Source organism: Thauera aminoaromatica, assembly GCF_000021765.1.
In the GTDB taxonomy this organism is placed as follows: domain Bacteria; phylum Pseudomonadota; class Gammaproteobacteria; order Burkholderiales; family Rhodocyclaceae; genus Thauera; species Thauera aminoaromatica.
The window spans coordinates 762,390-787,230 of the sequence record NC_011662.2 but is presented as its reverse complement, the minus strand read 5'-3'; the positions used below and the strand labels follow the sequence as shown (position 1 = coordinate 787,230).

Genomic DNA, 24,841 nt, shown 5'->3' with positions numbered 1-24,841 from the left:
GCATCACCTGGCATGAAGAAGGCACTGGTTGCGGCGCTCACGGCCGCGACGTTCCTCGCCCCCGCCGGCGCGTTCGCACAGATCGGCGGCGAGTCCGGGGACGGGCGTATCGTCGCCGCTCGCGAGGCCCTGCGCAAGGGCGACCGCAGCACGCTCGAACGTCTCGCAGCCGTGCGCGAGGCCCACCCCCTCGACGCCTATCCGCGCTACTGGCTGCTGATCAACCGCCTCGCGCGTGCCGAAGAACCCGTGCCCGTCGCGGCCCTGCAAGCCTTCCTCGCCGAAGAAGCCGGCTCCAACCTCGCCGAACGCCTGCGCGCCGACTGGCTGCGCCGCCTCGCCAGGGACGGCGACTGGAACGGCTTCCTCGCGGTGTACGCGGACCTGCGCAGCCCCGACGCCGAATTGCGCTGCAACGCCTGGAGCGCGCGCGTGCTGACCGGCGAGCGCAGCGTCTTCGCCGAGCTCGCGCGCGAATGGGACACCCTCGCCGACGCCGATCCGACCTGCGACACGCCGCTGCGCGCGGCGGTCGACTCCGGCGCGGTGGACGAAGAACGCGTGTGGTGGCGCATCCGCCGACAGATCGACACCCGCAAGCCCGAGGCTGCGCTCGCCAGCCTGTCGCTGCTGCCCGCCGGCAACGCCCCGGCCCACGCCGACCTGGCGCAGGCGATCCGCTCGCCCGCACCCTGGCTGGATCGGCTGCAGCCCAACTTCGCCGTGAGCCGCGCCGGCCGCGAGCTCGCGCTCGCCGCACTGGTGCGCCTGGCGCGCGAGGACGTCTCCGCCGCGCGCCTGCGCCTGCTGCGCATCCAGGACCGCCTCGGCGCGGCCGAGCGCAACTACGCCCATCTGGCGCTCGGCATGCACGCCGCGCTCGACCGCCTGCCCGAGGCGAGCGCGCTCTACGCCGCCGCCGGCGACATCGAGACCACCGCCCAGCAACGTGCGTGGCGGGTGCGTGCGGCGCTGCGCATCGGCGACTGGCACGCGGTGCGCGAGGCGATCGAAGCCATGCCCGCCGACGAACGCGAAGCTGCCGACTGGATCTACTGGCTGGGCCGCGCACACGCCGCGGCCGGGCGCCGCGACGCCGCCGAGTCGCTCTACGTGCGTATCGCCGGCGAGCCGCACTTCTACGGCATGCTCGCGCGCGAGGAGCTCGGCGAGGCCTTCCCGCCGCCCCCCGCCACCGCGCCGCTACCGCGCGCCAAGCTCGAGGAGGCCGAGCGCGACCCCGGCCTGCAGCGCGCACTCGCGCTCTACCGCCTGGAGCTGCGCACCGAGGCGCTGCGCGAATGGGTCTGGGGCGTGCGCGAACGCGACGAGCAGTTCCGCCTCGCCGCCGCCCACCTTGCGCTGCGCAACGAGCTCTACGACCGCGCGATCAATACCGCCGAGCTGGCCAACCCGCGCAGCAACTTCGAGCTGCGCTTCCTGACCCCCTATCGCGACCTCATCGAGCCGCAGGTGCGCGCGCAGGGGCTCGACCTCGGCTGGGTGTACGGCCTCATGCGCCAGGAGAGCCGCTTCGTGGTTCCGGCACGCTCCAGCGTCGGCGCCCAGGGCCTCATGCAGGTGATGCCCGCCACCGGCAAGTGGGTGGCGGATCGGATCGGCCTCGCCGGCTACAACCAGCGCCTGCTCACCGACCCCGAGACCAACGTGCTGCTCGGCACCAGCTACATGCGCCTGATCATGGAGGGGCTCGACGCCCACCCCGTGCTCGCCAGCGCCGGCTACAACGCCGGCCCCGGGCGGGCGCGGCGCTGGCGCGACGCGGCGCCGCTCGAGGGCGCGATCTATACCGAGACGATCCCGTTCGACGAGACCCGCGACTACGTCAAGAAGGTGCTCGCCAACGCGGTGATCTACGCGGCGATGCTCGAAAAACGGCCGCAATCGCTCAAGGCACGACTCGGCACGATCGCACCCGGGGCTGCCAGCGAGTAAGCTTCCGCGTGCGCCAACCCATTCCATCCACAGCAACAGCACGGTCCAGTCGAAACATGAACCCGAAACGCGTCGTCATCGTCGGCGGCTCCGGCTTTATCGGCAGCGCCATCGCCAATCGTCTCTGCAAGGAAGGCGTCAAGGTCCTCATTCCCACCCGCCGCCGCAGCCGCGCCGGCCATGTTCTGCTGCTACCCAACGTCGAGGTGGTGGAGGGCAACGTGCATGACGTCGCCCTGCTTGCGCGCCTGTTCGAGGGCGCCGACGCCGTGGTGAACACCGTCGGCGTCCTGCATTCGCGCCCGGGCAGGCCCTTCGGCCCCGACTTCGCGCGCGCCCACGTCGAGCTGCCGCAGAAGATCGTCGCCGCCTGTCGCACGGCGGGCGTGCCCCGCCTCGTGCACATCAGCGCCCTCGGCGCCTATTCCGACGGCCCGTCGGAATACCAGCGCTCGAAGGCCGCCGGCGAGACCGCGATCCGCACCGGCTCGCCCGAGATCGCGTGGACCATCCTGCAGCCTTCGGTGGTGTTCGGCCGCGGCGACAGCTTCCTCAACCTCTTCGCCGACCTCGCGCGCATGTTCCCGGTGCTGCCGCTCGCCGGCGCCACCGCGCGCTTCCAGCCGGTCTATGTCGAGGACGTCGCCGAGGCGGTGTGGCAGAGCCTGACGCGCGACGATGCAGGCGGGCAGACCTTCCAGCTCGCCGGACCGACCGTCTACACGCTGCGCCAGCTCGTCGAGTACGTCTCCGCGCTCGTGGGCAAGCCGCGCCCGATCTATCCGCTGTCCGAGAAGCTGGCGATGTGGCAGGCGCGCCTCATGGAGCTCGCCCCCCAGCCCCTGATGAGCCGCGACAACGTGCGCTCGATGAAGGTCGACAACGTCGCCAGCGGCACCCCGCAACCCTTCGGCATGGTGCCTACCGCGCTCGAGACCGTGGCCCCGGCCTGGCTCGGCCAGGCGGCGCCGCGAGCCCGTTACTACCCCTTCCGCCGCCACGCGCGGCGCTGAAGAGCAACTCTCTACGGAGTCCGCGATGAAGCTGATCATCGGCAACAAGAACTATTCCTCCTGGTCCCTGCGCGCCTGGCTGGCTGCGCGCGAGGGCGGCTTCACCTTCGAGGAGATCCACATCTCCCTGTTCATCCCCGGCAGCCGCGAGCGCATCCTGTCGCACTCGCCCTCGGGCAAGGTACCCTGCCTGAACGACCACGGCGTGGTGGTGTGGGACTCGCTCGCGATCGGCGAATACCTCGCCGAGAAGCGCCCCGGTCTGCTGCCCGCCGACCCGGTCGCACGCGCGCTGGCGCGCTCGGTCACCGCCGAGATGCACTCCGGCTTCCAGAACCTGCGCAGCCGCATGCCGATGAACGTGCGCAAGGACTACACCGGTTTCGGCCACAGTCCCGAGGTCGATGCCGACATCGCGCGCATCGTGGCGATCTGGAACGACTGCCGCGCGCGCTTCGGCGCCGTGGGCCCCTACCTCTTCGGCCGCTTCAGCCTCGCCGACGCGGCCTTCGCGCCGGTGGCCTTCCGCTTCCAGACCTACGCGGTGAAGCCCGCGGGCGCGGCCGGCGAGTACCTCGCCACCCTGCTCGCCAACCCGCACATGCAGGAGTGGGCGACGGCGGCACGCGCCGAGACCGAGTCGATCCCGGAAGAGGACCTCTACGGCTGATGCAGGCCTATGTCGTGGGCGGAGCGGTGCGCGACGCCCTGCTCGGCCTGCCGGTGAAGGATCGCGACTGGGTGGTGGTCGGCAGCACGCCCGAGGAGATGCTCGCGCGCGGCTTCCGCCCGGTCGGCCGCGATTTTCCGGTCTTCCTGCATCCGCACACCAACGAGGAATATGCGCTCGCGCGCACCGAGCGCAAGTCGGGCCACGGCTACACCGGCTTCGTCTGCCACGCCTCGCCCGAGGTCACGCTCGAAGAGGACCTGCTGCGCCGCGACCTCACCATCAACGCGATCGCGCGCGCCGAGGACGGCCGCCTGATCGACCCCTGCGGTGGCCGGCGCGACCTCGCCGCGCGCGTCTTCCGCCATGTGTCGCCCGCCTTCGCCGAGGATCCGCTGCGCATCCTGCGCGTGGCGCGCTTCTCCGCGCGCTTCACCGACTTCGAGCTGGCACCCGAGACCCTGGAACTGATGCGCGCGATGGTCGTGGCCGGCGAGGTCGACCATCTGGTCGCCGAGCGCGTCTGGCAGGAACTCGCGCGCGGGCTCATGGAGGCGCGCCCCTCGCGCATGATCCGCGTGCTGCGTGCCTGCGGCGCACTCGCACGCCTGCTGCCCGAGCTCGACCGCCTGTTCGGGATCCCGCAGCCGGAGAAGTACCACCCCGAGATCGACACCGGCGAGCACGTGCTGATGGTGCTCGACCACGCCGCCGCCGCGGACGAGCCGCTCGCGGTGCGCTGGGCCTGCCTGCTGCACGACCTCGGCAAGGGCGACACGCCCGCCCACCTGCTGCCGCACCATTACGGCCACGAGGCCGCGAGCGCGCGCCGCGCGCGCGAGGTGTCGGAACGCCTGAAGGCCCCCGCCGACTGCCGCGACCTCGCCGAGATGGTGGCGCGCGAGCACGGCATCCTGGCGCGCGCGCACGAGCTGCGCGCCGAAACCATGGTCAAGCTGATCGAACGCTGCGACGGCCTGCGCCGTCCGCAGCGCTTCCTCCTGATGCTGCAGGCGGCCGCCTGCGACCACGCCGGCCGCGGCAGCGGCGCGGAAAACGCGTCGGAATGGAGACCCTTGTCACGCTGGCAGGCCGCGCTGCAGGCCGTGCGCGCCGTCGATGCCGGTAGAATCGCAACCGAGTGCAGCGACAAATCGCTGATTCCTCAGGCCTTGCACACCGCCCGCGTGGCGGCCGTGAAGGCCCTGGACAAGGACCCCGCATGAACGCAACCCGCTTCGGCGAACTCGAGGTGCTGTGTCACGCACCCGAGCGCGCCACCCATGAACACCCCCTGCTCTTCATCCACGGCGCCTACGTTTCGGCATGGTGCTGGGACGAGCACTTCCTGCCCTGGTTCGCCCGCCGCGGCTGGCAGGCCTATGCCGTCTCGCTCTCCGGCCATGGCCGCAGCCGCCAGCGCGAGCACCTCGACTCCTACTCGATCGACGACTACGTGCGCGACGTCGCCGAAGTCGCCGCCCGCCTGCCTGCGCCGCCGGTGCTGGTCGGCCACTCGATGGGCGGGATGGTGGTGCAGAAGTATCTCGAGCAACACGACGCGCCCGCCGCGGTGCTGATGTCCGCCGTCCCGCCGCAAGGCCTGATGGGCTCGGCCTTCGGCCTGATCTTCAAGCGCCCGCACCTGCTCTCCGACCTCAACCGCATCATGTCGGGCAACGACGTGGACATCGACAGCCTGCGCGAGGCGCTCTTCCATCAGCCGGTGGCGGCCGACGACCTGCAACGCTACTACCGCCTGAGCCAGCCCGAGTCGCACCGCGCGATCTGGGACATGTCGCTGTTCAACCTGCCGCAGCCGGCACGCATGCACCGCGTGCCGATGCAGATCCTCGGCGCCGAGCACGACGCCCTGATCCCGCCCGACCAGGTGCACATGACCGCCATGACCTACGGTCGCCAGGCCGAGATCCTCCCCGGCATGGGCCACGGCATGATGCTCGAGCACGACTGGGAGATCGCCGCGATGCGGATCGCCGACTGGCTGGCCGAGCGCGCGCTGTAGCCGACGCCGGGCCGCCTCAGAGCGCGTGCGTACGATCGCCGCGCGCGAAGCCGAGCAGCGGTCCGTCGATCGCGCGCGACAGCGCGATCACCTTGAAGAGCTCCCCCATCTCCTGCGGCGCGGTCAGGCGCTGCACCGCGCGCGCGGCGCGGATGTAGTCCGCGCTCTCGCGGGCGCCGCGCCGCTCCAGGCATTCCAGCACGCCGCAGTTGAAGAGGAACTGCGCCTGCGTGGTGTAGCCCTGCACGTCCAGCCCGGCCTCGAAGCCGGCCTCGGCCACCGCGGTGAAGTCCACGAAGGCGGTGATGTCGTTGAGCCCCGGCCACAGGAAAGGGTCGCCGTGGGCATGGTGGCGGTAGTAGCACAGCAGGGTGCCGCCCGAACGCGAGGGCAGGTAGTACTCGGCGCGCGGATAGCCGTAGTCGATCAGCAGCAGGGCGCCCGCGTGCAGGCGCTCGGCCCAGGCCGCCACCCAGGCCTTGCCGGCGAGGTTCAGCTCGGTGACGTATTCCCCGCTCTGCGGCACCGGCAGGGCGAGCGCCCGCGCTCCTTCCGCCACCGCGCCCGCCGCCGGCACGTCCGCCCAGCACAGCCGGCGTATCCCCGCGGCATCGGTGGCGATGGCGACGCCGCGCTCGAAGAGCCCCTCGGCGCGCGACACCAGCAGATGCACCGGCATCACGTCGAGCACCTCGTTGGCCACCACTGCACCGGAGAAGCGCTCAGGCAGCGCGTCCAGCCAATGCACGCGCGCTGCCAGGTGAGGAACCTTGGCGGCCAGGGTGTCGAACTGGCGTTCGCGCAATTCGCCCGAGAGCTCGAGGATGCCGTAGCGCTCGGGCAGGCAGCCGCGGCGTTCGAGCTCGAGCAGCAGGTCGGCGGCGAGCAGGCCGGTACCGGCGCCGACCTCGATCAGCGCGGGCGTGCTCGCGCGCATCACCTGCTCGACCTGGGCGGCGAGCGCCTGGCCGAAAAGCGGGGTAAGCTCGGGCGCGGTGATGAAATCGCCGCCGGGGCCGAACTTTCGCGCGCCACCGCTGTAATACCCCAGCCCCGGCGCGTAGAGTGCGAGCTCCATGTAGCGCGCGAACGGGATCCAGCCAGCGGCCGCGGCCAGCTCGGCCTCGATGTGTTCGAGCAGGCGAGCGCTCTGGGCGAGCGCATCGGCGGAAGGCTGGGGCAATGAAGACATGATCGTTCTGCAGGACAGGAGGGCGAGGCCGCGATTGTAGCGGCACGCCCGCCCAGCCGCCCGGTCAGCTCCGGGCCTCACGGTGAATCCGATGCGCACGTCTCCTCCCGAACCCGAATCCACCGCGGCACCGCTGATCCTGGTCACCGGCGCCGCGCGCCGCGTCGGCGCGGCGATCGCACGCCGGCTGCACGCCGGAGGCGCCCGCCTCGCCCTGCACTACCGCCACAGCGCGGGCGAGGCCGAAGCGCTCGCTGCCGAACTGTGCGCCCTGCGCGCCGATTCCGCCTTTACCGTGGGCGGCGACCTCGCGCGCTTCGGCGCCGCCGCGGAGATCGCCGCAGCGGTGCTGGCGCGCGGCAATCGCCTCGACGGCCTGGTGAACAACGCCTCCAGCTTCTTCCCCACTCCGCTCGGCAGCGTGGACCGCGCGGCCTGGGACGAGCTCATGGGCTCCAACCTGATGGGCCCGCTCTTCCTCACCCAGGCGCTCGCGCCCGCCCTGCGCGAGGCGCGCGGCGCGATCGTCAATATTGTCGACATCCACGCCCAGCGCCCGCTCGCCGGCTACCCGGTGTATTGCGCGGCGAAGGCGGGACTGGCGGCGCTGACGCGTTCGTTCGCGATCGAGCTCGCCCCCGCGGTGCGGGTCAACGGCGTCTCGCCCGGCCCGATCGAATGGCCGGAGGACGACCAGTTCCCGCCCGCCGAGCGCGAGCGCATCGTCGCCCACACCTTGCTCGGCCGCGTCGGCAGCCCGGACGACATCGCGCGCACGGTCGCCTTCCTGATGTTCGACGCACCCTACATCACCGGCCAGATCCTCGCAGTCGATGGCGGGCGCAGCGCGCATCTGTAGCCAAGGGTCGTTTCCGCGCCGGTTTCTGGGATAATTCGTACCTGATTTTCCCGACGAGCATCGACCGTGACCGCAGCCTCCGCCCCCGCCGCCGCCCTCCCCACCACCGAGGCCGGCGGAGACGCCCGCTTCTCCAACACCTTCCTGCGCCTGAAGAAGAAGCTCGAGCGTGGCGTCGGCGAGGCCATCGGCGACTACAACATGATCGGCGACGGCGACACCGTGATGGTGTGCGTCTCCGGCGGCAAGGACTCCTACACCCTGCTGTCCTGCCTGCTCGCGCTGCGCGAACGCGCCCCGGTCGACTTCCGCATCGTGGCGATGAACCTCGATCAGAAGCAGCCCGGCTTCCCCGACCACGTGCTGCCGGCCTACTTCGAGTCGATCGGTGTCGAGTATCGCATCGTCACCGAGGACACCTACTCGATCGTCAAGGACAAGATTCCCGAGGGCAAGACCACCTGCTCGCTGTGTTCGCGTCTGCGCCGCGGCATCATCTACCGCACCGCCACGGAGATCGGCGCCACCCGCATCGCGCTCGGCCACCACCGCGACGACATGCTCGAGACCCTGTTCCTCAACATGTTCTTCGGCGGCAAGATCAAGGCCATGCCGCCCAAGCTGGTCAGCGACGACGGCAAGCACGTGGTGATCCGCCCGCTCGCCTACTGCACCGAGGCCGACATCGCACGCTTCGCGCGCACGATGGACTTCCCCATCATCCCGTGCAATCTGTGCGGCTCGCAGGAAAACGCCCAGCGCAAGCTGATCAAGAACATGCTGCAGGGCTGGGCGCGCGACTACCCGGGCCGCATCGAATCGCTCGCCACTTCGCTGAAGAACGTGGTGCCCTCGCACCTGTCCGACGCGCGCCTGTTCGACTTCGTCGGCCTCACGCAGCACACCGTGGTCGAAGAAGGCGACACCGCCTTCGATCCGCCCGAGCTGCCCGACCGTACGCTCGGCGCCAGCGTGAAGCTGTTCCGCGCGGGCGACCAGGAAGAACGCGAATGCGCCTGAGGGAGGCGCGACCGCGCCTGATTCGGATGCCGACGCCGGCGCCTTGCGGATCCGGTGCGACATCCCCATGATCCTGTTCCGGGCCGGCCACGCCAGCCGCCAGATCTGACACGGAAAACCCTGCGATGCCCGAGCGAAAGAACCTCTGCGTGCTGGTCGCGCTCCATCCGGTGGATGCGGTGCTCGCCGAACGCCTCGGTGCGGACGAGGCGCGCCATGCCGCCGAGCGTCACGCGCGGCGGATCGAGCGTGCGATCGTGATGCAGGGCGGCCAGGTCCTGCTCGGCGGCGCGGAGCAGACCATCGCCGGATTCGAACGCAGCGACGCGGCGGTGCACGCGGCGAGCGAGGCGCTCGACCGCATACACGGCCTTCCACCCCTGCTCGGCAGCAAGCAGACGGTACGCATCGGCGTGCACTATGGGGTCCTGGACAACGATGGCGAGGAGCCCGCCGGAGAGGGTCCAGCGGTGGCCCGCCAGCTCGCCCATCTGGCCGAGAGCGGGCAGGCGCTGATCTCCGGCACCGCGGTGATGGTCCTCGGCGGTGCCGCACGGCAACAGGTCGGCTCGCAGCCGCTGAGCGGTCCGGTGTGGACGCGGGTCGGCATCCCGGTGCATGCGATCGGACAGCGCAGCGGTCTGGTCACCTCGGTTCCCGGCGCAGCGCGGCTGTCGAGCCGGCTGCGCCTGCGCCACCAGCAGGAAGTCCTGTTCGTGGAGGAGTTGCGCCCGGTGCTGCTGCTCGGCCGCGAGCTGGCCAACGACGTCACGATCATGGATCCGCGCGCCTCGCGTCAGCATGCGCGCATCGAGCGCCGCCCCGAGGGCTTCGTGCTGTTCGATCAGAGCACCAACGGCAGCTTCGTCGCCATCGAGGGCAAGCCGGAGTGCTTCGTGAGACAGGAGCAGATGCTGCTCGACGGTCCCGGCCGGCTCGGCTGCGGCTTCTCGACGACCGAGCTCGAGCGCGACCTGGTGTTCTTCGACATCGTCTGAGCCCCGCGCGCGGGAGAAGGGCGTGCGCGGGGGACACAGGCGCCCGCCCGCGCGGCACGCCCGCATGGAAACGACCGGATCAGCCGCTCATGCATTCGCCGATGAAGGCCTTGCGCTTGGCCCCGCGCAGCGACTGCTCGGTAGCCGCACGATTGCAGGCCTTCTGCCTTGCCATGTCCTCGCTCGAGACCTTCTGTGCGGAGCCCGCTGTCGGCGCGACCGCAAGCGCAGGTGCGGCTGCACCGGCCGCGCTCGCGGCCGTCGCCGCGGCCGCCGGTGCGACGGCCGGGGCCGCTGCCGGCACCATAGCCGGTGCCGCAACGGGCGCTGCAGCCGGGACGCCGGCCGCGCTGCCGGAGGCGAGAGCAGGCGCGGCACCCGGAGCACTCGCAGCGGCAGCCTCGTGCTTGCCGCTCAGGCAGGTGCTCATGAAGGCCTTGCGCGCATCGCCCCCGAGCGCCTGCGTCTTCGCTTCGGCATTGCAACGCTTCATGCGTTCGTGCTGGGGATTGGCCCATGCCTGCGCGGGGGTCAGCGCCGCGAGCACGAGAACGACGCCGGTGGCGCCGAGAATTCGCTTCATGATCTTGTCTCCTCGTCCGGTTCTACGCAAAATGCGTAACACGATTTTGCATATGACATACATCGGCGTCAATGCGCATCGCATTGCCACCGAGACGCATGCGGCTCCCCGCCGGCGCCCGCACCGATGCTGAACGAGGACTCCACGCTCCTCGCGGGCCTCGCCGCGTCCGCCTTCCTGGCCGCGACCCTGCTGCCGGGCGGCTCCGAAGCGGTATTCGCCGCGCTGCTGGCGCTGCGCCCGGAACTGACGCCGGCAGCGCTGCTCGTCGCCACCGCGGCCAACACCGCGGGCGGCATGAGCACCTACGCGCTCGGCCGCCTGCTGCCCCGCAAGGAATCCGGCGCGCATGCACGCACGCTGCTGCGCTGGGGCAGCCTCGCCCTGCTGCTGTCCTGGGTGCCGCTGATCGGCGACGCGCTGTGCGCTGCCGCGGGTGCGCTGCGCCTGAACGCCTTCGCCTGCCTGGCGTGGATGGCGCTCGGCAAGGGCCTGCGCTACGCGGCGATCGCCTGGGCATTGCCGTCCGCCGGCGCCTGAGCCCGCCGCGCACGCCGACCCGCGCCGCGCCGCCGCCCTCGCCTATACTCGCCCCCTGCCCTCGCAACGGAGCCCCCCCATGTCCGCCATCGAACGCCACGGCGTCACCGCCCGCTATGCCGACGCCGTCATCCACGCCGGCGTCCTGCATCTGGTCGAGGTCCCCGCGAGCAGCGCCGGATCGATCGAAGCCCAGACACGCGAGGTGCTGGAGTCCGTCGGCCGCCAGCTCGCCAAGCTCGGCAGCGACCCCGCGCGCATCCTGATGGCCACCATCTACCTCGTCGACATGGCCGACTACGCCGGCATGAACGCGGTGTGGGATGCCTGGGTTCCGCCCGGCAGCGCCCCGGCACGCGCCTGCGTCCAGGTCGCCGGGCTCGCCGACCCGGGCTGGCGGATCGAGATCGCGCTCACCGCCGCGCGCTGAAGCTCGCCGCACCAGGCGACGGAGGCCGAATCCCTGCTGGCCTTAAGGTCTTGATTTTTGCTGCATGGTGCACTGCGGTTCGCTAGAATGGACCGCTTCCCTGCAGCCGCTTCCGGGTAGTCCAATGAGCCAACGCCTGCGCGAGATTCCGTACAACTACACCTCGTTTTCCGACCGCGAGATCGTCATCCGGCTGCTCGGGGCCGAGGCCTGGGCGGTGCTCGACCAGCTCCGCACCGAACGCGTCACCGGCCGCTCGGCGCGGATGCTCTACGAGGTCCTCGGCGATATCTGGGTGGTGCGCCGCAACCCCTACCTCGAGGACGACCTCCTCACCTCGCGCGAGCGCCGCGACGCGCTGATCGGCGCGCTCGACCACCGCCTCAACGAGATCGACAAACGCCGCCAGGGCAACGACCACGTCACCCTGCTGGTGGCGCGTGCGCGCGAGGCGGTGTCCAACTTCGAGCGCTGGTTCGACGACACCGCACGCCGCCGCAAGGCGGTGCTCAAGGCGCTGGCCAGACACACCCGGCGCGACAACATCTGCTTCGACGGTCACGCCCGCGTCTCCCACGTCACCGACGCCACCGACTGGCGGGTCGAGTATCCCTTCGTGGTGCTCTACCCCGACACGGAGGAGGAGATGGCGCCGCTGGTGCGCGAGTGCATCGCGCTCGGCCTGACCATCATCCCGCGCGGCGGCGGCACGGGCTACACCGGTGGCGCGGTGCCGCTCGATGCCAGCTCGGTCGTCATCAACACCGAGAAGCTGCTCGCCATGAGCGCGGTCGAGCCCACCGTGCTGCCAGGCATCGACGGCGCGATGGCCGAGCCCTACCCCACCATCCGCACCGGCGCCGGCGTGGTCACCGAGCGCGTCTCCGAGGCGGCGGCGCTCGCCGGCCGCGTGTTCGCGGTCGACCCGACCTCGGCGAGCGCCTCCTGCATCGGCGGCAACATCGCCATGAACGCCGGCGGCAAGAAGGCCGTGCTGTGGGGCACCGCGCTCGACAACCTGGCGTGGTGGAAGATGGTCACGCCCGACGGCAACTGGCTCGAGGTCGAGCGCCTCGACCACAACTTCGGCAAGATCCACGAGCAGGAGACCGTCCGCTTCCGCCTGCGCCGCTTCGACGGGCTGACCAACGCCGCGCTCGGCGAGGAGATCCTCGCCATGCCGGGCGCCGCCTGCCGCAAGGTCGGCCTCGGCAAGGACGTCACCGACAAGTTCCTCGGCGGCGTGCCGGGCGTGCAGAAGGAAGGCACCGACGGCCTCATCGTGGCCGCACGCTGGGTGCTGCACAAGATGCCGCCGGTCACCCGCACGGTGTGCCTGGAGTTCTTCGGCCAGGTGCGCGAGGCGGTGCCGGCGATCGTCGAGATCACCGATTTCTTCAAGCCGGGCGGCGCCGGCCACGCCGCGGGCGTGCAGCTCGCCGGCCTCGAGCACCTCGACGAGCGCTACGTCAAGGCGGTCGGCTACGCCACCAAGGCGCGCCGCCACGGCCGCCCCAAGATGGTGCTGATCGGCGACATCGTCGGCCACGACGAGGACGCGGTGATGAAGGCCGCCTCCGAGGTCGTGCGCATGACCAACGCGCGCGGTTCGGAGGGCTTCATCGCGGTCAGCCCCGAGCAGCGCAAGCGCTTCTGGCTGGAGCGCTCCCGCACCGCGGCGATCTCGCGCCACACCAACGCCTTCAAGATCAACGAGGACGTGGTCATCCCGCTGCCGCGCATGGGCGAGTACTGCGACGGCATCGAGCGCATCAACATCGAGCTCTCGCTGCAGAACAAGATCGCGCTCTGCGACCGCCTCGCCGAGTTCCTGCAGGGCGAGCTGCCGCTCGAGATCAAGGACGAGGGCCTCGACCGCGAGGCGCTGGTCTCCGACCACCGCGCCCAGGCCCTCGAGCAGGTCGCCGGCGTGCGCCGGCGCTGGCAGTGGCTGCTGGACAAGCTCGACCTCCCGCTCGCCGAGGCCGAGCCGCAGTTCGCCGCCTATGGCGTCCAGGCCGGCGAGCTCTCCAACCGCGCCGCCAGCCCGACCCTGTTCCATCGCCTGCAGGACTACTCGATCCGCGTGTCGTGGAAGGAGGAGCTGCGCCCGCTGCTCGAGCAGACCTTCGACGGGGCCCTGTTCGCCCCCATCCTCGCCCGCGTCGCCGAGATCCACCGCGAGGTGCTGCGCGGCCGCGTCTTCGTCGCCCTGCACATGCACGCCGGCGACGGCAACGTGCACACCAACCTGCCGGTCAACTCCGACCACTACGAGATGCTGCAGACCGCCAACCGCGCGGTCGACCGCATCATGGCGCTGGCACGCAGCCTGGACGGGGTCATCTCCGGCGAGCACGGCATCGGCATCACCAAGCTCGACTATCTCACCGACGACGAGATGGCGAACTTCTGGAGCTACAAGGAAAAGGTCGACCCCGAAGGCCGCTTCAACCGCGGCAAGCTGATGCGCAAGGGGCCGATCCGCGGCAACCTCGACAACGCCTACACCCCCAGCTTCAACCTGATGGGCCACGAGTCGCTGATCATGGAGCAGACCGATGTCGGCGAGATCGCCCACGACATCAAGGACTGCCTGCGCTGCGGCAAGTGCAAGCCGGTGTGCTCCACGCACGTGCCGCGCGCCAACCTGCTGTATTCCCCGCGCAACAAGATCCTCTCCACCTCGCTGTTGATCGAGGCCTTCCTGTACGAGGAACAGACCCGGCGCGGCGTGTCGCTGGCGCACTGGGCCGAGTTCGAGGACGTGGCCGACCACTGCACGATCTGCCACAAGTGCGAGAAGCCCTGTCCGGTGGACATCGACTTCGGCGACGTGTCGATCAAGATGCGCAACCTGCTGCGCAAGCAGGGCAAGAAGTCGTTCAATCCGGGCAAGGCGGCGGCGATGGCCTTCCTGACCATCAAGGACCCGACCACGATCAAGGCCTTCCGCACCGGCATGATCGACTGGGGCTACAAGGCGCAGCGCTTCGCCCACGAGCTGGGCAAGAAGTTCGGCCTCGTCCAGCCGCAGGTGAAGGCGCCCCCGGCCACGCTCGGCAAGGCCCCGATCAAGGCCCAGGTGATCCACTTCATCAACAAGCCGATGCCCGGCAACCTGCCCAAGCGCACCAGCCGCGCGCTGCTCGACATCGAGGACGACAAGGTCATCCCGGTGATCCGCGACCCGCACAAGGCCAACGGCGAGTCCGAGGCGGTGTTCTACTTCCCGGGCTGCGGCTCCGAGCGCCTGTTCAGCCAGGTCGGGCTGGCCACCCAGGCCATGCTCTACCACGTCGGCGCGCACACCGTGCTGCCGCCGGGCTACCTGTGCTGCGGCTACCCGCAGACCGCCGCCGGCGAGGAGGAGAAGGGCCAGAAGATCACCACCGACAACCGCGTGCTCTTCCACCGCGTGGCCAACACGCTCAACTACCTCGACATCAAGACCGTCATCGTGTCCTGCGGCACCTGCATGGACCAGCTGCAGAAGTACGAATTCGAGAAGATCTTCCCCGGCTGCCGCCTGCTCGACATCCACGAGTATCTGATGGAGAAGGGCGTGAAACTCGAGGGCGTGGGCGGCGTGAAGTACATGTACCACGAGCCCTGCCACACGCCGATGAAGCAGTACCAGGGCATCAAGGTGGCCAACGAGCTGATGGGCACGCGCGTCGACCTGTCCGACCGCTGCTGCGGCGAATCCGGCACGCTCGCGGTGGCCCGCCCCGACATCTCCACCCAGGTGCGCTTCCGCAAGCAGGAGGAGATCGAGAAGGGCGCGGCCAAGCTGCGCGAGGGCGACCCGAACGCGAAGATCAAGATGCTGACCTCGTGTCCGAGCTGCCTGCAGGGCATGCACCGCTACGCCGACGACGCCGGCGGCATCGAGCCCGACTACATCGTGGTCGAGCTGGCCAGGCACCTGCTCGGCGAGAACTGGCTGCCGGACTACGTGGCGAAGGCGAACAGCGGAGGGATCGAGCGGGTGTTGCTGTAAGCGGGGAGATCCTCCACGCGGCGCCCCGAACGGAAGCGCGGCGTTGGAGGAGCGTCAGGTCTCGGCTTGCGCCGCGCCTACGCCCCACCCCGGGCGCCGCGATTCTTGTAGGAGCGACGCAAGTCGCGATCCTTTCCGAGGCCCGCTCCACCCTCGGTCGGGCCTGCCCCTGGCGGAAACGGCCCCGTTTCCTTCACCAACCCCTGTCTTCCGCCGGATCCGCCGGATGCATCCGCCACCACAGCTCGGGCAGGGCCTCGGCGGCGCACATGCGCAGGCGGTGGTCGACGAACTGGCTGACCTGGGTGTCGCCGGGGTTGATCTCCACCGTGGGTATGCCCTCGCGCGCCGCCCACAGCACCGGGCCGGCGATGTAGGGGAAGACGCTGGTGGTGCCGATCGACACCACCGCGTCCATGCCCTGCGACAGCACGCTCTCCAGGCGCTCGATCGCGAGCTCGGGCAGCGCCTCGCCGAACAGCACCACGTCCGGGCGCAGGATGCCGCCGCAACGCGGGCATTCGGGCGGGATGGAGAGGCCGGCGTAGTCCTCCACCCGGCGCCCCTGCCCGCAGGACATGCAGTGCAGCCGATGCACGGTGCCGTGGATCTCGATGACGTTGCGCGAACCGGCGGCGCGGTGCAGGCCGTCGACGTTCTGGGTGAGCACGCACACCAGCGCCTTCTCCTGCTCGAGTGCGGCGATCAGGCGGTGGGCGGCGTTGGGCTTCGCACCGCGGCAGCTGGCCTCGATCTGGGCGATGTAGCGCCAGGCGATCTCGGGCCGGGTCGCCATCATCTCGCCCGACAAGGCCTCCTCGATGGTGAGGCCCTCCTCGGTGAGGCGGTCGTGGTAGAGGCCGCCGATGCCGCGGTAGGTGGGAAGGCCCGAATCGACCGAGATGCCGGCACCGGTGACGAAGAGGATGCGCTGCGCGCGCGCGAGGATGTCCGCCACCGCGTCGAGGGTCGTACTCGGGCTCATGCGGGCTCCACCTCCACCAGGCAGTCGTAGAAGGTCGGCCCGCCGCCCATGTCGGTGGGGCGCGCGGCGATGACCGCGTTGGCGTTGTGGCCGCCTTCGCACAGTTTGGGCCACCACACCGAGGGGCTGCACACCACGCCGGGGCGCACGTCGGTGGTGACCACCGCACGCGCGATGAAGTCACCGCGGTCGTTGTGGATGCGCAGGCGCATGCCCTCCACGACGCCGCGCGCGACGGCGTCCTCGGGGTGGATCTCGAGCTTCGGCCCGCCCTCGTCGGCGAGAAAGCGCGCCTGGTTGGCGAAGGTGGAATTGAGGAAGTTGCGCGCCGGCGGGGTGATCAGCGCGAGCGGATAGCGCGCACCCAGCGCCGGGTTGCTGGGCACCGACTCGGCGGGCGGATGCCAGGCCGGCAAAGGGTCGAGGCCCTCGTGCGCGAGCGCGGCGGAGAAGAACTCGCACTTGCCCGAAGGCGTGCGGAAGCCACCGTCGGCGAAGGGCGCGTGGCCCGCGGGCAGCGCGAGCCGCGCCCAGCCCCGCGCCTGCAGGCCCTCGGCGAGGCCCGCCACCCGCGGGTCGTCGGCGCGGAAGGCCGCCGCCGCGATGGCGTCGTCGCTTTCGTAGAGCGCGGCAGCCGCAAAGCCGAGGCGGCGGGCGAGCGCACGGAAGACCGCGGTGTTGGAGCGCGCCTCGCCGAGCGGCGCGATCGCCGGCCGGTTGTCCACAACGTAGGGATGGCCGTAGGCCTTGTGCAGGTCACGGTGCTCGAGCTGGCTGGTGGCGGGCAGCAGGATGTCGGCGTAGTCGGCGGTGTCGGTCTGAAACTGCTCGTGCACCACACAGAAGAGGTCCTCGCGCGCAAAGCCGGCGCGCACCCGACGGCTGTCGGGCGCGACTGCGACCGGGTTGGCGTTATAGACGTGGATCGCGCGCACCGGCGGGTCGCGGCTGTCGAGCAGCACGTCGCCGATGAAGGACATGTTGAGCGCCCGCGGCGGGAAGCGCCTCGCGTCGGGATAGAGGTCGGGGCGGGCGAGCGCCTGCACATCCACCGGGAAGTTGCCCGAGGTCGACAGCAGCGCGCCGCAGCCGGGGTGGCGCCACGCGCCGGTGAGCGCGGGCAGGCAGGCCACGTTGCGCACCGCCATGCCGCCACCGGCGCAGCGGTTGAGGCCGTAGTTGAGCCGGATCAGGCTGCGCGCGCTGCGCCCGTACTCGATCGCCAGGCTGCGGATGGCCTCGGCCGCGAGGCCGGTGAGCGGCGCCGCCCACTCCGGCGTGCAGGCGCGCACGCGTACGGCGAGCGCGTCGAAGCCCAGGGTGTGGCGGGCGATGTACTCGCGGTCGAGCAGGCCCTCGGCGATCAGCACCTGCATCATCGCGAGCGCGAGCGCGCCGTCGGTGCCGGGCAGCGGGGCGAGGTGCAGGTCGCACTTCTTCGCGGTATCGGTGCGCCGCGGATCGATGCACACCAGGCGGGCGCCGCGCCGCTTCGCCTCCTGCAGGTGGCGCCAGCCGTGCAGGTTGGACACCACCGGGTTGGCGCCCCAGATCAGGATCAGGCCGGCCTCGCTGGCGGCTTCGGGATCGGCGCCGAGCATCGCGCCCACGGTCGCCTTCCAGCCGTGCGCGCCCGCGGTGGCGCAGATCGTGCGCTCGAGCAGGGAGGCGCCCAGGCGATGGAAGAAGCGCCGGTCCAGGCTCTCGCCCTGCACCAGGCCCATGGTGCCGCAGTAGCTGTAGGGCAGGATCGCGCGCGGGTCCTCGGCGGCGATCTCGCGGTATTTCGCCGCGATGGTGTCGAGGGCTTCGTCCCAGGAGATGCGCTCGAAGCGCCCCTCGCCCTTGCGCCCCACCCGCTTCATCGGATGCAGCAGGCGGCGCTCGGAATACACCCGCTCGAGGTAGTGCGCCACCTTGGTGCACAGCGTGCCGTTGGTGAAGGGCATGTCGGCGGCGCCGCGGATCCTCACCGCGCGGCCATCGGCAACCGTGACCTCCATCGCGCAGGTGTCGGGGCAGTCGTGCGGGCAGGCCGCGCGCACGCGGACTTCTGAGGGGGTCGAGGGGGGCATCGCTGCCTCGCGTTGCGGCCGCCCGGCCGGGCGGCACGGCAGAAGACTCAACGACGCGGCATCGGCGGGATGCGCGCGGACTCGGGCGCCGAGGTGAGCTCGACGTATCGGCGACGGTGTTCCTCGAAGCGCTCGACCACCGCATTGCGCTCGCGCAGCTTGGCCGCGACCACCGAGGACTGGGCGGCGATCTCACTGTCGAGCAGGCGGATGTCGGCCTCGAGGCTGGCGGCGACGTCGCTCTTGTCCGTATGCGTGGCCTCGTCGATCATGACGCGCTGGCGCTCGATCAACTCCGACTCGCGTGCGCGCAGCTCGCGGATGCTGCGGTCGAGCTCGCGCAGCTCGCGATCGCGCCGGCTGTCGAGGTCCTGGACGCTGCGATAGGTCTCGAGCAGCGCCTGGTCGAGGCGCAGCTGGCGCATGCGCTCTGCCTCCTCGGCGCGACGCTTGTGCTCGGCGGCCGCGCGCTGGGCGATCTCGTCGGGCGTGAGCGGCGCCGCGACCGTGCGGCGCACGGTGCCCGAGGGGCTCATCTCGCGGTAGGCGCGGCCGTAGCAGGCGGCGGGCAGGATGTCGCCGCACACCGGCTGACCGCCGACATCGCAGCAGTAGATCGATGCGCCGCCAGACTGCTGCGCCGCCAGCGTGCCGGACGAGGCCACCAGCGCGACGGTGCAGGCGAAGCCGGCGAGGACGCGTTCAGCGCGAGGAAATCCCATACTGTTCCCGATATGCCTGGACTGCGTCGAGGTTGGCCGCAAGCTCGGGACTGTCCGCCAGGTAGGCGACGAGGTCTTCGAGCGTGGCCACCGCGACGACCGGAATACCGAAATTCTCCTTGACCTCCTCGACCGCGGACAAGGCACTTTTACCGCGTTCCATGCGATCGAGCGCGATCACCACACCGGCGGGCTCGGCGCCCGCGGCGCGGATCAGCTCGACCGACTCGCGCACCGAGGTGCCGGCCGAGATCACGTCGTCGAGGATCAGCACCTTGCCGCGCAGCGGCGCGCCGATCAGCGTGCCGCCCTCGCCGTGGTCCTTGGCCTCCTTGCGGTTGAACGCGAAGGGCAGGTCCACGCCGTCCTCGGCGAGCCGGATCGCGGTGCCGGCGACGAGCGGGATGCCCTTGTAGGCCGGCCCGAACAGCATGTCGCAGGCGATACCCGCGGCGCGGATGGTGCGCGCGTAGTAGCCGCACAGCTCGCGGAACGAGGCGCCGTCGTCGAACAGACCGGCATTGAAGAAATACGGCGAGTTGCGTCCCGCCTTGGTGACGAATGCGCCGAAGCGCAGCACGCCCTTGCGGCACGCGAGGGCAATGAAATCCCGGCTAAAATCCACGGCTCTTTGGCTGCCTGGCAGCGAAACTGGAAACCGCCGATGTTACGCATCATCACCCTGAACCTCAACGGCATCCGCTCGGCCTGCACCAAGGGCCTGCTCGACTGGCTGCCCGCGCAGCAGGCCGACTTCCTGTGCGTGCAGGAACTCAAGGCGCAGGACGCCGACCTGCGCCCCGAGATGCGCGCGCCCGCGGGCATGCAGGGCTGGTTCCACGCCGCCGAGAAGAAGGGCTACAGCGGCGTCGGCATCTACAGCCGGCACGCGCCGGACCGCGTCGTCGAGGGCCTCGGCATCCCCGCGATCGACGCCGAGGGCCGCTTCCTGCAGCTCGACTTCGGCAAGCTCTCGGTGGTTTCGCTCTATCTGCCCTCGGGCTCGAGCTCGGCGGAGCGCCAGCAGGTCAAGTTCGATTTCATGGACCGCTTCCTGCCGCACATGGACCAGCTCTTCCAGAGCGGACAGGAGGTCGTGGTGTGCGGCGACTGGAACATCGCCCACCGCGAAGCCGATCTGAAGAACTGGAAGTCGAACCAGAAGAACTCCGGCTTCCTGCCCGAGGAGCGCGCGTGGCTCGGGCGTTTGTTCGACGAACAGGGCTGGATCGACGTCTATCGCCGCCTGCACCCCGAGGCCACCGAGGCCTGCTACACGTGGTGGTCGAACCGCGGCCAAGCGTGGGCGAAGAACGTGGGATGGCGGCTGGACTACCAGGTCGCCACCCCGGGACTGGCTGCGAGCGCCCAGGCGGCGGAGGTCTACAAGGCGCAGCGCTTCTCGGACCACGCGCCGCTGACGGTGGATTACGACTGGACGCTGTAGCCCCGTGGGGTGCGACACGCGGTCGCACCCCTGCCCTCCTCCGGGGCCATGCGGCCCGGGGGCCACGCGCCGGCGCTATCATCCGGGCATTCGAACCCGGCGTCCGCCTCCAAGGGAGATCCTCGAGCGGTCGGAGATGAGCCCCATGTACAACCCTGACAGACGTCGCTTCATCGCCCGCCTCGGCACCGGCGGCCTGCTGCTGACGCCGCTGGCGGCCTGCTCGGGAGAGGTGTGGCCCGAGGGCATGAAGCCCATCGCCTGGGATCGCGATGCCTGCGTGCGCTGCAACATGCGCATCGCCGACCACCGCTTCGCCGCGCAACTGCGCGGGGGGCCGAGGGACAATACCTTCACGTTCGACGATGTCGGCTGCCTGGTCTTCTGGCTCGAAGAGCAGCGCACGCGCTTTCCGTGGATGGACGACGTGTCCACCCGGATGTGGGTGGCGGCCTGGGAGAGTCCGAGCGTCAAGGCGGTCACCTGGCTGGATCCGCGCCAGGCCCGCTACATCGTCAAGCGCTCGCCGATGCGCTACGACCTCGCTGCCAGCGCAGCGCCCGCAGCCGATGCGCACAGCCTGAGCTACGAGGAAATGCGCCGGAAGACCCTGGCGCGCGGCAAGTAGCGGGGACCTTGGCATGCCCTTGGAGCGCCCCTCCGACCGCGTCCTCGCCGCCACGCTGCTCGCCGGCGTGCTGTTTGCGGCAACCTTCGCCGACGCCGCCAGGCAGCGCAGCGCACGCGAGGCGGCACTGCAGCGCACAACGGAACTCGTCACCGGCTTGCGCCTGTCCGACGTGGTGCTGTTCACCGAGGCACGCTACACCCGCCACCTGAGCCAGGCCGACCTGCACTCCGCCTTCCAGGACCACCCGATGGCGCTGGAGCACTTCCCCTCGGGCTCGCTGCTGCCGCCACCACGCCTGCTGCTGGACCACCATGAAACCCTGGATCGAAAGGCAGCGTCACCTGATTGACTTCACCGCGCAGTCGCTCGCGCGGCGCAAGGGCAAGAGCCTCGGGCTGCTGTTCGTCTATACGCTGCTCGTGTTCGTGCTCGCCTCGGTGGCGCTGTACACCCACGCGCTGCGCAACGAGGCCACGCGGGTGCTGGCCGGCGCGCCGGAGATCGTGCTGCAGCGCCTCATCGCCGGCCGCCACGACCTGGTGCCGCCGGGCTACATCGAGCGGATCGGCCGCATCCGCGGCGTGCAGAAGATCGAGGGCCGGCTGTGGGGCTACTACTACGACAGCGTGCTGAAGGCCAACTACACCTTCATGGTTCCGGCCGATCGCGAGATCGTCCCGGGCGAGATCGTCGTCGGCCCGGCGCTGGAGCGCACGCGCGGGCTGTCGGCGGGCAACGGCATCTCCTTCCGCGCATATTCCGGCGAGTTGCACACCTTCATCGTCGCCGCAGTGCTGGCGCACGAGTCCGAACTGGTCAGCGCCGACCTGGTGCTGATGAACGAGGCCGACTTCCGCCGCTTCTTCGCCTATCCGGACGGCCACTACACCGACATCGCGCTGTGGGTGGCCAACCCGCTCGAGGTGCGCAACGTCGGTGTCAAGCTGCTCGGCACCCTGCCCGACTCGCGCCCGATCCTGCGCGAGGAGGTGCTGCGCACCTATGCGTCGATCTTCGACTGGCGCGAGGGCATGATGCTGGCGCTGCTGTCGGCCGCCATCCTCGCCTTCGGCATCTTCGCCTGGGAGAAGGCTGCCGGCCTGTCGGCGGAAGAAAAACGCGAGATCGGCATCCTCAAGGCGATCGGCTGGGAGACCGGCGACGTGATCGCGATGAAGTTCTGGGAAGGCTTCCTGGTCTCGCTGTTCGCCTTCCTGGTCGGCTACGTCGCCGCCTACGTGCATGTGTTCCACTTCGAGTTCACCCTGTTCGCACCGGTGCTCAAAGGCTGGGCGGTGCTGTACCCGAGCTTCGCGCTCACGCCGCAGATCGACGGCCTGCAGGTGGCCACGCTGTTCGTGTTCACCGTGCTGCCCTACACCGCGGCCACCCTGGTGCCGATCTGGCGCGCGGCGACCACCGACCCCGACACCGTGATGCGGAGCTGACGCGATGCTCGAACTCGCCAACATCCGCAAGGTGTTCAACCAGGGCCAGCACAACGAATACTGGGCGCTCAAGGGCATCGACCTGGAGATCCCGCCGGCGCGGGTGAGCGTGCTCAAGGGCCCCTCGGGCTCGGGCAAGACCACGCTGCTGACCATCCTCGGCTGCCTCGCCCGCCCCACCGAGGGCCGCGTGCGCCTGAACGGCGAGGACATCTCCGGCCTGCCCGAGCGCTTCCTGACCGAGATCCGCCGCCGCACCTTCGGCTTCATCTTCCAGCAGTTCAACCTGATCCGCGGCCTGTCGGCGGTCGAGAACATCATCCTGCCCGGCTACCCCGGCGGCACGCCGCGCGCGCAGTTGCTGGCGCGCGCCGAGGCCCTGCTCGCCGACCTGCAGCTCGCGCACCGCCGCGACGCCAAGGTGGAGTGGCTCTCCGGGGGCGAGCAGCAGCGCGTGGCGATCTGCCGTGCGCTCATCAACGACCCCGAGATCCTCGTCGCCGACGAACCCACCGCCAACCTCGACAGCACGCTCTCGGCCGAATTCCTCGCCATCCTGCGCCGCCTCGCCGAGGCCGGGCGCACGGTGATCCTCACCAGCCACGACCCGCTGGTGGTCGAGTCCGAGGTCGTCGACCGGGTGTATTCGCTGCGCGACGGCCGGCTCATCGAGGTCGTCGACACGCGCAAGGCCTGGCCATGATCTTCCAGCCCGCCATCATCGCCCTGCTGCTCGCCGCCGGCCTGAGCGTGGCCATGCTGGCGGTGGCGTCGCCGTTCGCGCTGCAGCTCATCCGCCACTGGGACCTCGGCAGCGGCAGCGAGCGCCAGTTGCGGCTCGAGCGCCTGACCTACCTGTTCTCGATGATGGTGGCGCTGGTGTGCGGGCTGCAGGTGCTGTCGACGCTGCTGTTCGTGTTCAACGCCGACAGGATGTCGGTGATGTTCGTCGGCGCGATGTGCGCCGTCGGCACGCTCAACGCCAACGCGTACGGCTTTCCGGCGCTATACGCACAGCTCGTGGCGTTCTTCTTCGCGGCGACGTGGCTGGCGATCAACCGCCTCGACAACCAGGCGCGCGACTATCCGCTCACCCGCATCAAGTACCGCCTGCTGCTCGCCTACGCGCCGCTCGCCGCGGCGGTGCTGTACCTGCAGTTCAACTACTTCATCCGCCTCGAGGCGGACGTCATCACCTCGTGCTGCGGCAGCCTGTTCTCGGAAGAGGCCGACACGGTCGCGAGCGAGGTCAGCGCGCTGGCGCCGGCACGGGCGATGAGCGTCTTCTACGCCACGCTGGGCGGCGCGATCCTGCTCGCTGCCTGGCACTGGAAGAGCGGCGGGCACAGGCTGTGGAGCGGGCTCGCGGTCGGCACGGCCTCGGTCGCCGCCTTCTTCGCCGCGCTCGCCGGGGTGGTCGCCTTCGTGTCGCTGTACATCTACGAGCATCCCCATCACCACTGCCCGTTCTGCATCCTGAAACCCGAATACGGCTACCAGGGCTACCTGCTCTACATCCCGCTGTTCGCCGCCGCCGCGGCCGGGCTGGCGGCCGGGGTGCTGAGGATGTTCGGCGGCCGCCCCAGCCTCGCCACCCTCGCCCCGCAGGCCAGCGCACGCCTGGCCGGCATCGCCGCGGCGGGCTTTGTGCTCTTCATGCTGGTGGCGAGCGTGATGGTGCTGCGCTCCAACCTGATCCTGCTCGACTGAGGCCACTGCCGATGAAGAACCTGCTGCTCGTCCTTGCCTGCACCCTGCTCGCCGCCTGCGGCCGGGGCGGATCCGACGCCGGCCCGGCGCGCGGCATCGCTGCCCCCGCCTTCGAGGCAATGGGCCTGGACGGCGGCGTACGCCGGTTCCCGGAAGACTTTGCCGACAAGCCGGTGATCATCGATTTCTGGGCCGACTGGTGCCGCTACTGCGCCAACAGCATGACGCGGATCGACCGTGCCTGGCGCGAACACGCGGCGAGCGGACTGAGCGTGCTGGCGGTCAACGTCGCCCAGGACCGCGCCACCGCCGCCGCCTTCATCGAGCGCCTCGGCGTCGGTTACTCGGCCGTGCTCGACCCCGGCGCGCGCATCACCCGCGATTACGGCGTGAAAGGCCTGCCGATGACCATCTTCGTCGATCGCAACGGGCTGATCAGCGGCAAGGTCATCGGCGAACTCGACGACAGGCTGCTGGCCATCCAGCTCGATCGCATCCTGCCGGAGACGCGATGACCCGGCCCCGGGCCGCAG

24 protein-coding genes are annotated in these 24,841 nt (G+C 70.3%); 18 read left to right on the top strand and 6 right to left on the bottom strand.

The genetic code is table 11. The features are described 5' to 3' along the window. Positions 1-12 precede the first annotated feature (12 nt). From TMZ1T_RS03415 to TMZ1T_RS03395, 5 genes are read left to right on the top strand one after another with little or no spacing between them, the layout of a single operon-like run. Positions 13-1,956 (top strand): lytic transglycosylase domain-containing protein, encoded by a 1,944-nt coding sequence (locus TMZ1T_RS03415; protein WP_012584592.1) that lies wholly within the window; start codon positions 13-15, stop codon positions 1,954-1,956. 56 nt (positions 1,957-2,012) lie between these two features. After that, positions 2,013-2,969, top strand: coding sequence for a complex I NDUFA9 subunit family protein (locus TMZ1T_RS03410; RefSeq protein WP_004306736.1), 957 nt, complete (start codon positions 2,013-2,015; stop codon positions 2,967-2,969). 25 nt (positions 2,970-2,994) lie between these two features. Then, positions 2,995-3,639 carry a glutathione S-transferase family protein gene (locus TMZ1T_RS03405; RefSeq protein ID WP_004306733.1) on the top strand — a complete coding sequence of 215 codons (645 nt, stop codon included), beginning with the start codon at positions 2,995-2,997 and terminating at the stop codon, positions 3,637-3,639. Then, a complete protein-coding gene (locus TMZ1T_RS03400) occupies positions 3,639-4,865 on the top strand; it encodes a multifunctional CCA addition/repair protein (protein WP_004306731.1) in 1,227 nt (408 codons plus the stop codon). The genes TMZ1T_RS03405 and TMZ1T_RS03400 overlap by 1 nt, the downstream gene beginning before the upstream one ends. Beyond that, positions 4,862-5,665, top strand: coding sequence for an alpha/beta hydrolase (locus tag TMZ1T_RS03395; RefSeq protein ID WP_004306727.1), 804 nt, complete (start codon positions 4,862-4,864; stop codon positions 5,663-5,665). Before TMZ1T_RS03400 ends, TMZ1T_RS03395 begins: the two co-directional genes overlap by 4 nt. Before the next feature lie 16 nt (positions 5,666-5,681). On the opposite strand, the gene TMZ1T_RS03390 is transcribed toward TMZ1T_RS03395, so the two are convergent. Beyond that, on the bottom strand, positions 5,682-6,857 hold the full coding sequence (locus TMZ1T_RS03390) for a class I SAM-dependent methyltransferase (protein WP_012584591.1): 1,176 nt from the start codon (positions 6,855-6,857) through the stop codon (positions 5,682-5,684). 91 nt (positions 6,858-6,948) lie between these two features. Between TMZ1T_RS03390 and TMZ1T_RS03385 the strand changes: the two genes are divergently transcribed. The 3 genes from TMZ1T_RS03385 to TMZ1T_RS03375 all read left to right on the top strand — a co-directional run bounded on the left by TMZ1T_RS03385 (position 6,949) and on the right by TMZ1T_RS03375 (position 9,734). Continuing rightward, on the top strand, positions 6,949-7,716 hold the full coding sequence (locus TMZ1T_RS03385; protein WP_012584590.1) for a pteridine reductase: 768 nt from the start codon (positions 6,949-6,951) through the stop codon (positions 7,714-7,716). 66 nt (positions 7,717-7,782) lie between these two features. Continuing rightward, positions 7,783-8,736: a tRNA 2-thiocytidine(32) synthetase TtcA gene (gene ttcA, locus TMZ1T_RS03380; protein ID WP_004327333.1), complete on the top strand. Its 954-nt coding sequence runs from the start codon at positions 7,783-7,785 to the stop codon at positions 8,734-8,736. A gap of 125 nt (positions 8,737-8,861) precedes the next feature. Further along, a complete protein-coding gene (locus tag TMZ1T_RS03375; RefSeq protein WP_004327335.1) occupies positions 8,862-9,734 on the top strand; it encodes an FHA domain-containing protein in 873 nt (290 codons plus the stop codon). 79 nt (positions 9,735-9,813) lie between these two features. Here TMZ1T_RS03375 and TMZ1T_RS03370 read toward each other — a convergent pair whose 3' ends face one another. Next, on the bottom strand, positions 9,814-10,317 hold the full coding sequence (locus TMZ1T_RS03370) for a PsiF family protein (protein WP_012584589.1): 504 nt from the start codon (positions 10,315-10,317) through the stop codon (positions 9,814-9,816). 126 nt (positions 10,318-10,443) lie between these two features. Between TMZ1T_RS03370 and TMZ1T_RS03365 the strand changes: the two genes are divergently transcribed. The 3 genes from TMZ1T_RS03365 to TMZ1T_RS03355 all read left to right on the top strand — a co-directional run bounded on the left by TMZ1T_RS03365 (position 10,444) and on the right by TMZ1T_RS03355 (position 15,290). Further along, positions 10,444-10,857, top strand: a complete 414-nt coding sequence (locus TMZ1T_RS03365) for a YqaA family protein (RefSeq protein WP_012584588.1) — start codon at positions 10,444-10,446, stop codon at positions 10,855-10,857. Positions 10,858-10,936: 79 nt separating this feature from the next. Further along, on the top strand, positions 10,937-11,287 hold the full coding sequence (locus tag TMZ1T_RS03360) for a RidA family protein (RefSeq protein ID WP_012584587.1): 351 nt from the start codon (positions 10,937-10,939) through the stop codon (positions 11,285-11,287). A gap of 124 nt (positions 11,288-11,411) precedes the next feature. Beyond that, positions 11,412-15,290, top strand: coding sequence for a DUF3683 domain-containing protein (locus TMZ1T_RS03355; protein ID WP_012584586.1), 3,879 nt, complete (start codon positions 11,412-11,414; stop codon positions 15,288-15,290). A gap of 193 nt (positions 15,291-15,483) precedes the next feature. Here TMZ1T_RS03355 and TMZ1T_RS03350 read toward each other — a convergent pair whose 3' ends face one another. The 4 genes from TMZ1T_RS03350 to pyrE are packed head-to-tail and all read right to left on the bottom strand — an operon-like array spanning position 15,484 to position 19,697. After that, positions 15,484-16,275 carry an NAD-dependent deacylase gene (locus tag TMZ1T_RS03350; protein WP_012584585.1) on the bottom strand — a complete coding sequence of 264 codons (792 nt, stop codon included), beginning with the start codon at positions 16,273-16,275 and terminating at the stop codon, positions 15,484-15,486. Then, entirely contained in the window at positions 16,272-18,350 is a 2,079-nt protein-coding gene (locus TMZ1T_RS03345) for a molybdopterin-containing oxidoreductase family protein (RefSeq protein WP_012584584.1), read from the bottom strand. The genes TMZ1T_RS03350 and TMZ1T_RS03345 overlap by 4 nt, the downstream gene beginning before the upstream one ends. Positions 18,351-18,397: 47 nt before the next feature. Continuing rightward, a complete protein-coding gene (locus TMZ1T_RS03340; RefSeq protein WP_004305149.1) occupies positions 18,398-19,072 on the bottom strand; it encodes a hypothetical protein in 675 nt (224 codons plus the stop codon). After that, positions 19,053-19,697 carry an orotate phosphoribosyltransferase gene (gene pyrE / locus TMZ1T_RS03335; protein WP_004305151.1) on the bottom strand — a complete coding sequence of 215 codons (645 nt, stop codon included), beginning with the start codon at positions 19,695-19,697 and terminating at the stop codon, positions 19,053-19,055. The genes TMZ1T_RS03340 and pyrE overlap by 20 nt, the downstream gene beginning before the upstream one ends. Positions 19,698-19,736: 39 nt before the next feature. Between pyrE and TMZ1T_RS03330 the strand changes: the two genes are divergently transcribed. From TMZ1T_RS03330 to TMZ1T_RS03300, 7 genes are all read left to right on the top strand, one after another. Next, positions 19,737-20,519 (top strand): exodeoxyribonuclease III, encoded by a 783-nt coding sequence (locus TMZ1T_RS03330; RefSeq protein WP_004305153.1) that lies wholly within the window; start codon positions 19,737-19,739, stop codon positions 20,517-20,519. A gap of 145 nt (positions 20,520-20,664) precedes the next feature. Beyond that, positions 20,665-21,147 (top strand): hypothetical protein, encoded by a 483-nt coding sequence (locus TMZ1T_RS03325; protein ID WP_012584583.1) that lies wholly within the window; start codon positions 20,665-20,667, stop codon positions 21,145-21,147. Between the two features lie 13 nt (positions 21,148-21,160). Beyond that, a complete protein-coding gene (locus tag TMZ1T_RS03320) occupies positions 21,161-21,499 on the top strand; it encodes a hypothetical protein (RefSeq protein WP_004305157.1) in 339 nt (112 codons plus the stop codon). Beyond that, a complete protein-coding gene (locus tag TMZ1T_RS03315; protein ID WP_004305158.1) occupies positions 21,462-22,598 on the top strand; it encodes an ABC transporter permease in 1,137 nt (378 codons plus the stop codon). Before TMZ1T_RS03320 ends, TMZ1T_RS03315 begins: the two co-directional genes overlap by 38 nt. 4 nt (positions 22,599-22,602) lie before the next feature. Beyond that, entirely contained in the window at positions 22,603-23,301 is a 699-nt protein-coding gene (locus TMZ1T_RS03310; protein WP_004305161.1) for an ABC transporter ATP-binding protein, read from the top strand. Then, positions 23,298-24,308 carry a hypothetical protein gene (locus TMZ1T_RS03305; RefSeq protein ID WP_004305163.1) on the top strand — a complete coding sequence of 337 codons (1,011 nt, stop codon included), beginning with the start codon at positions 23,298-23,300 and terminating at the stop codon, positions 24,306-24,308. Before TMZ1T_RS03310 ends, TMZ1T_RS03305 begins: the two co-directional genes overlap by 4 nt. 11 nt (positions 24,309-24,319) lie before the next feature. After that, positions 24,320-24,823 (top strand): TlpA family protein disulfide reductase, encoded by a 504-nt coding sequence (locus tag TMZ1T_RS03300; protein ID WP_004305165.1) that lies wholly within the window; start codon positions 24,320-24,322, stop codon positions 24,821-24,823. Positions 24,824-24,841: the final 18 nt, after the last annotated feature.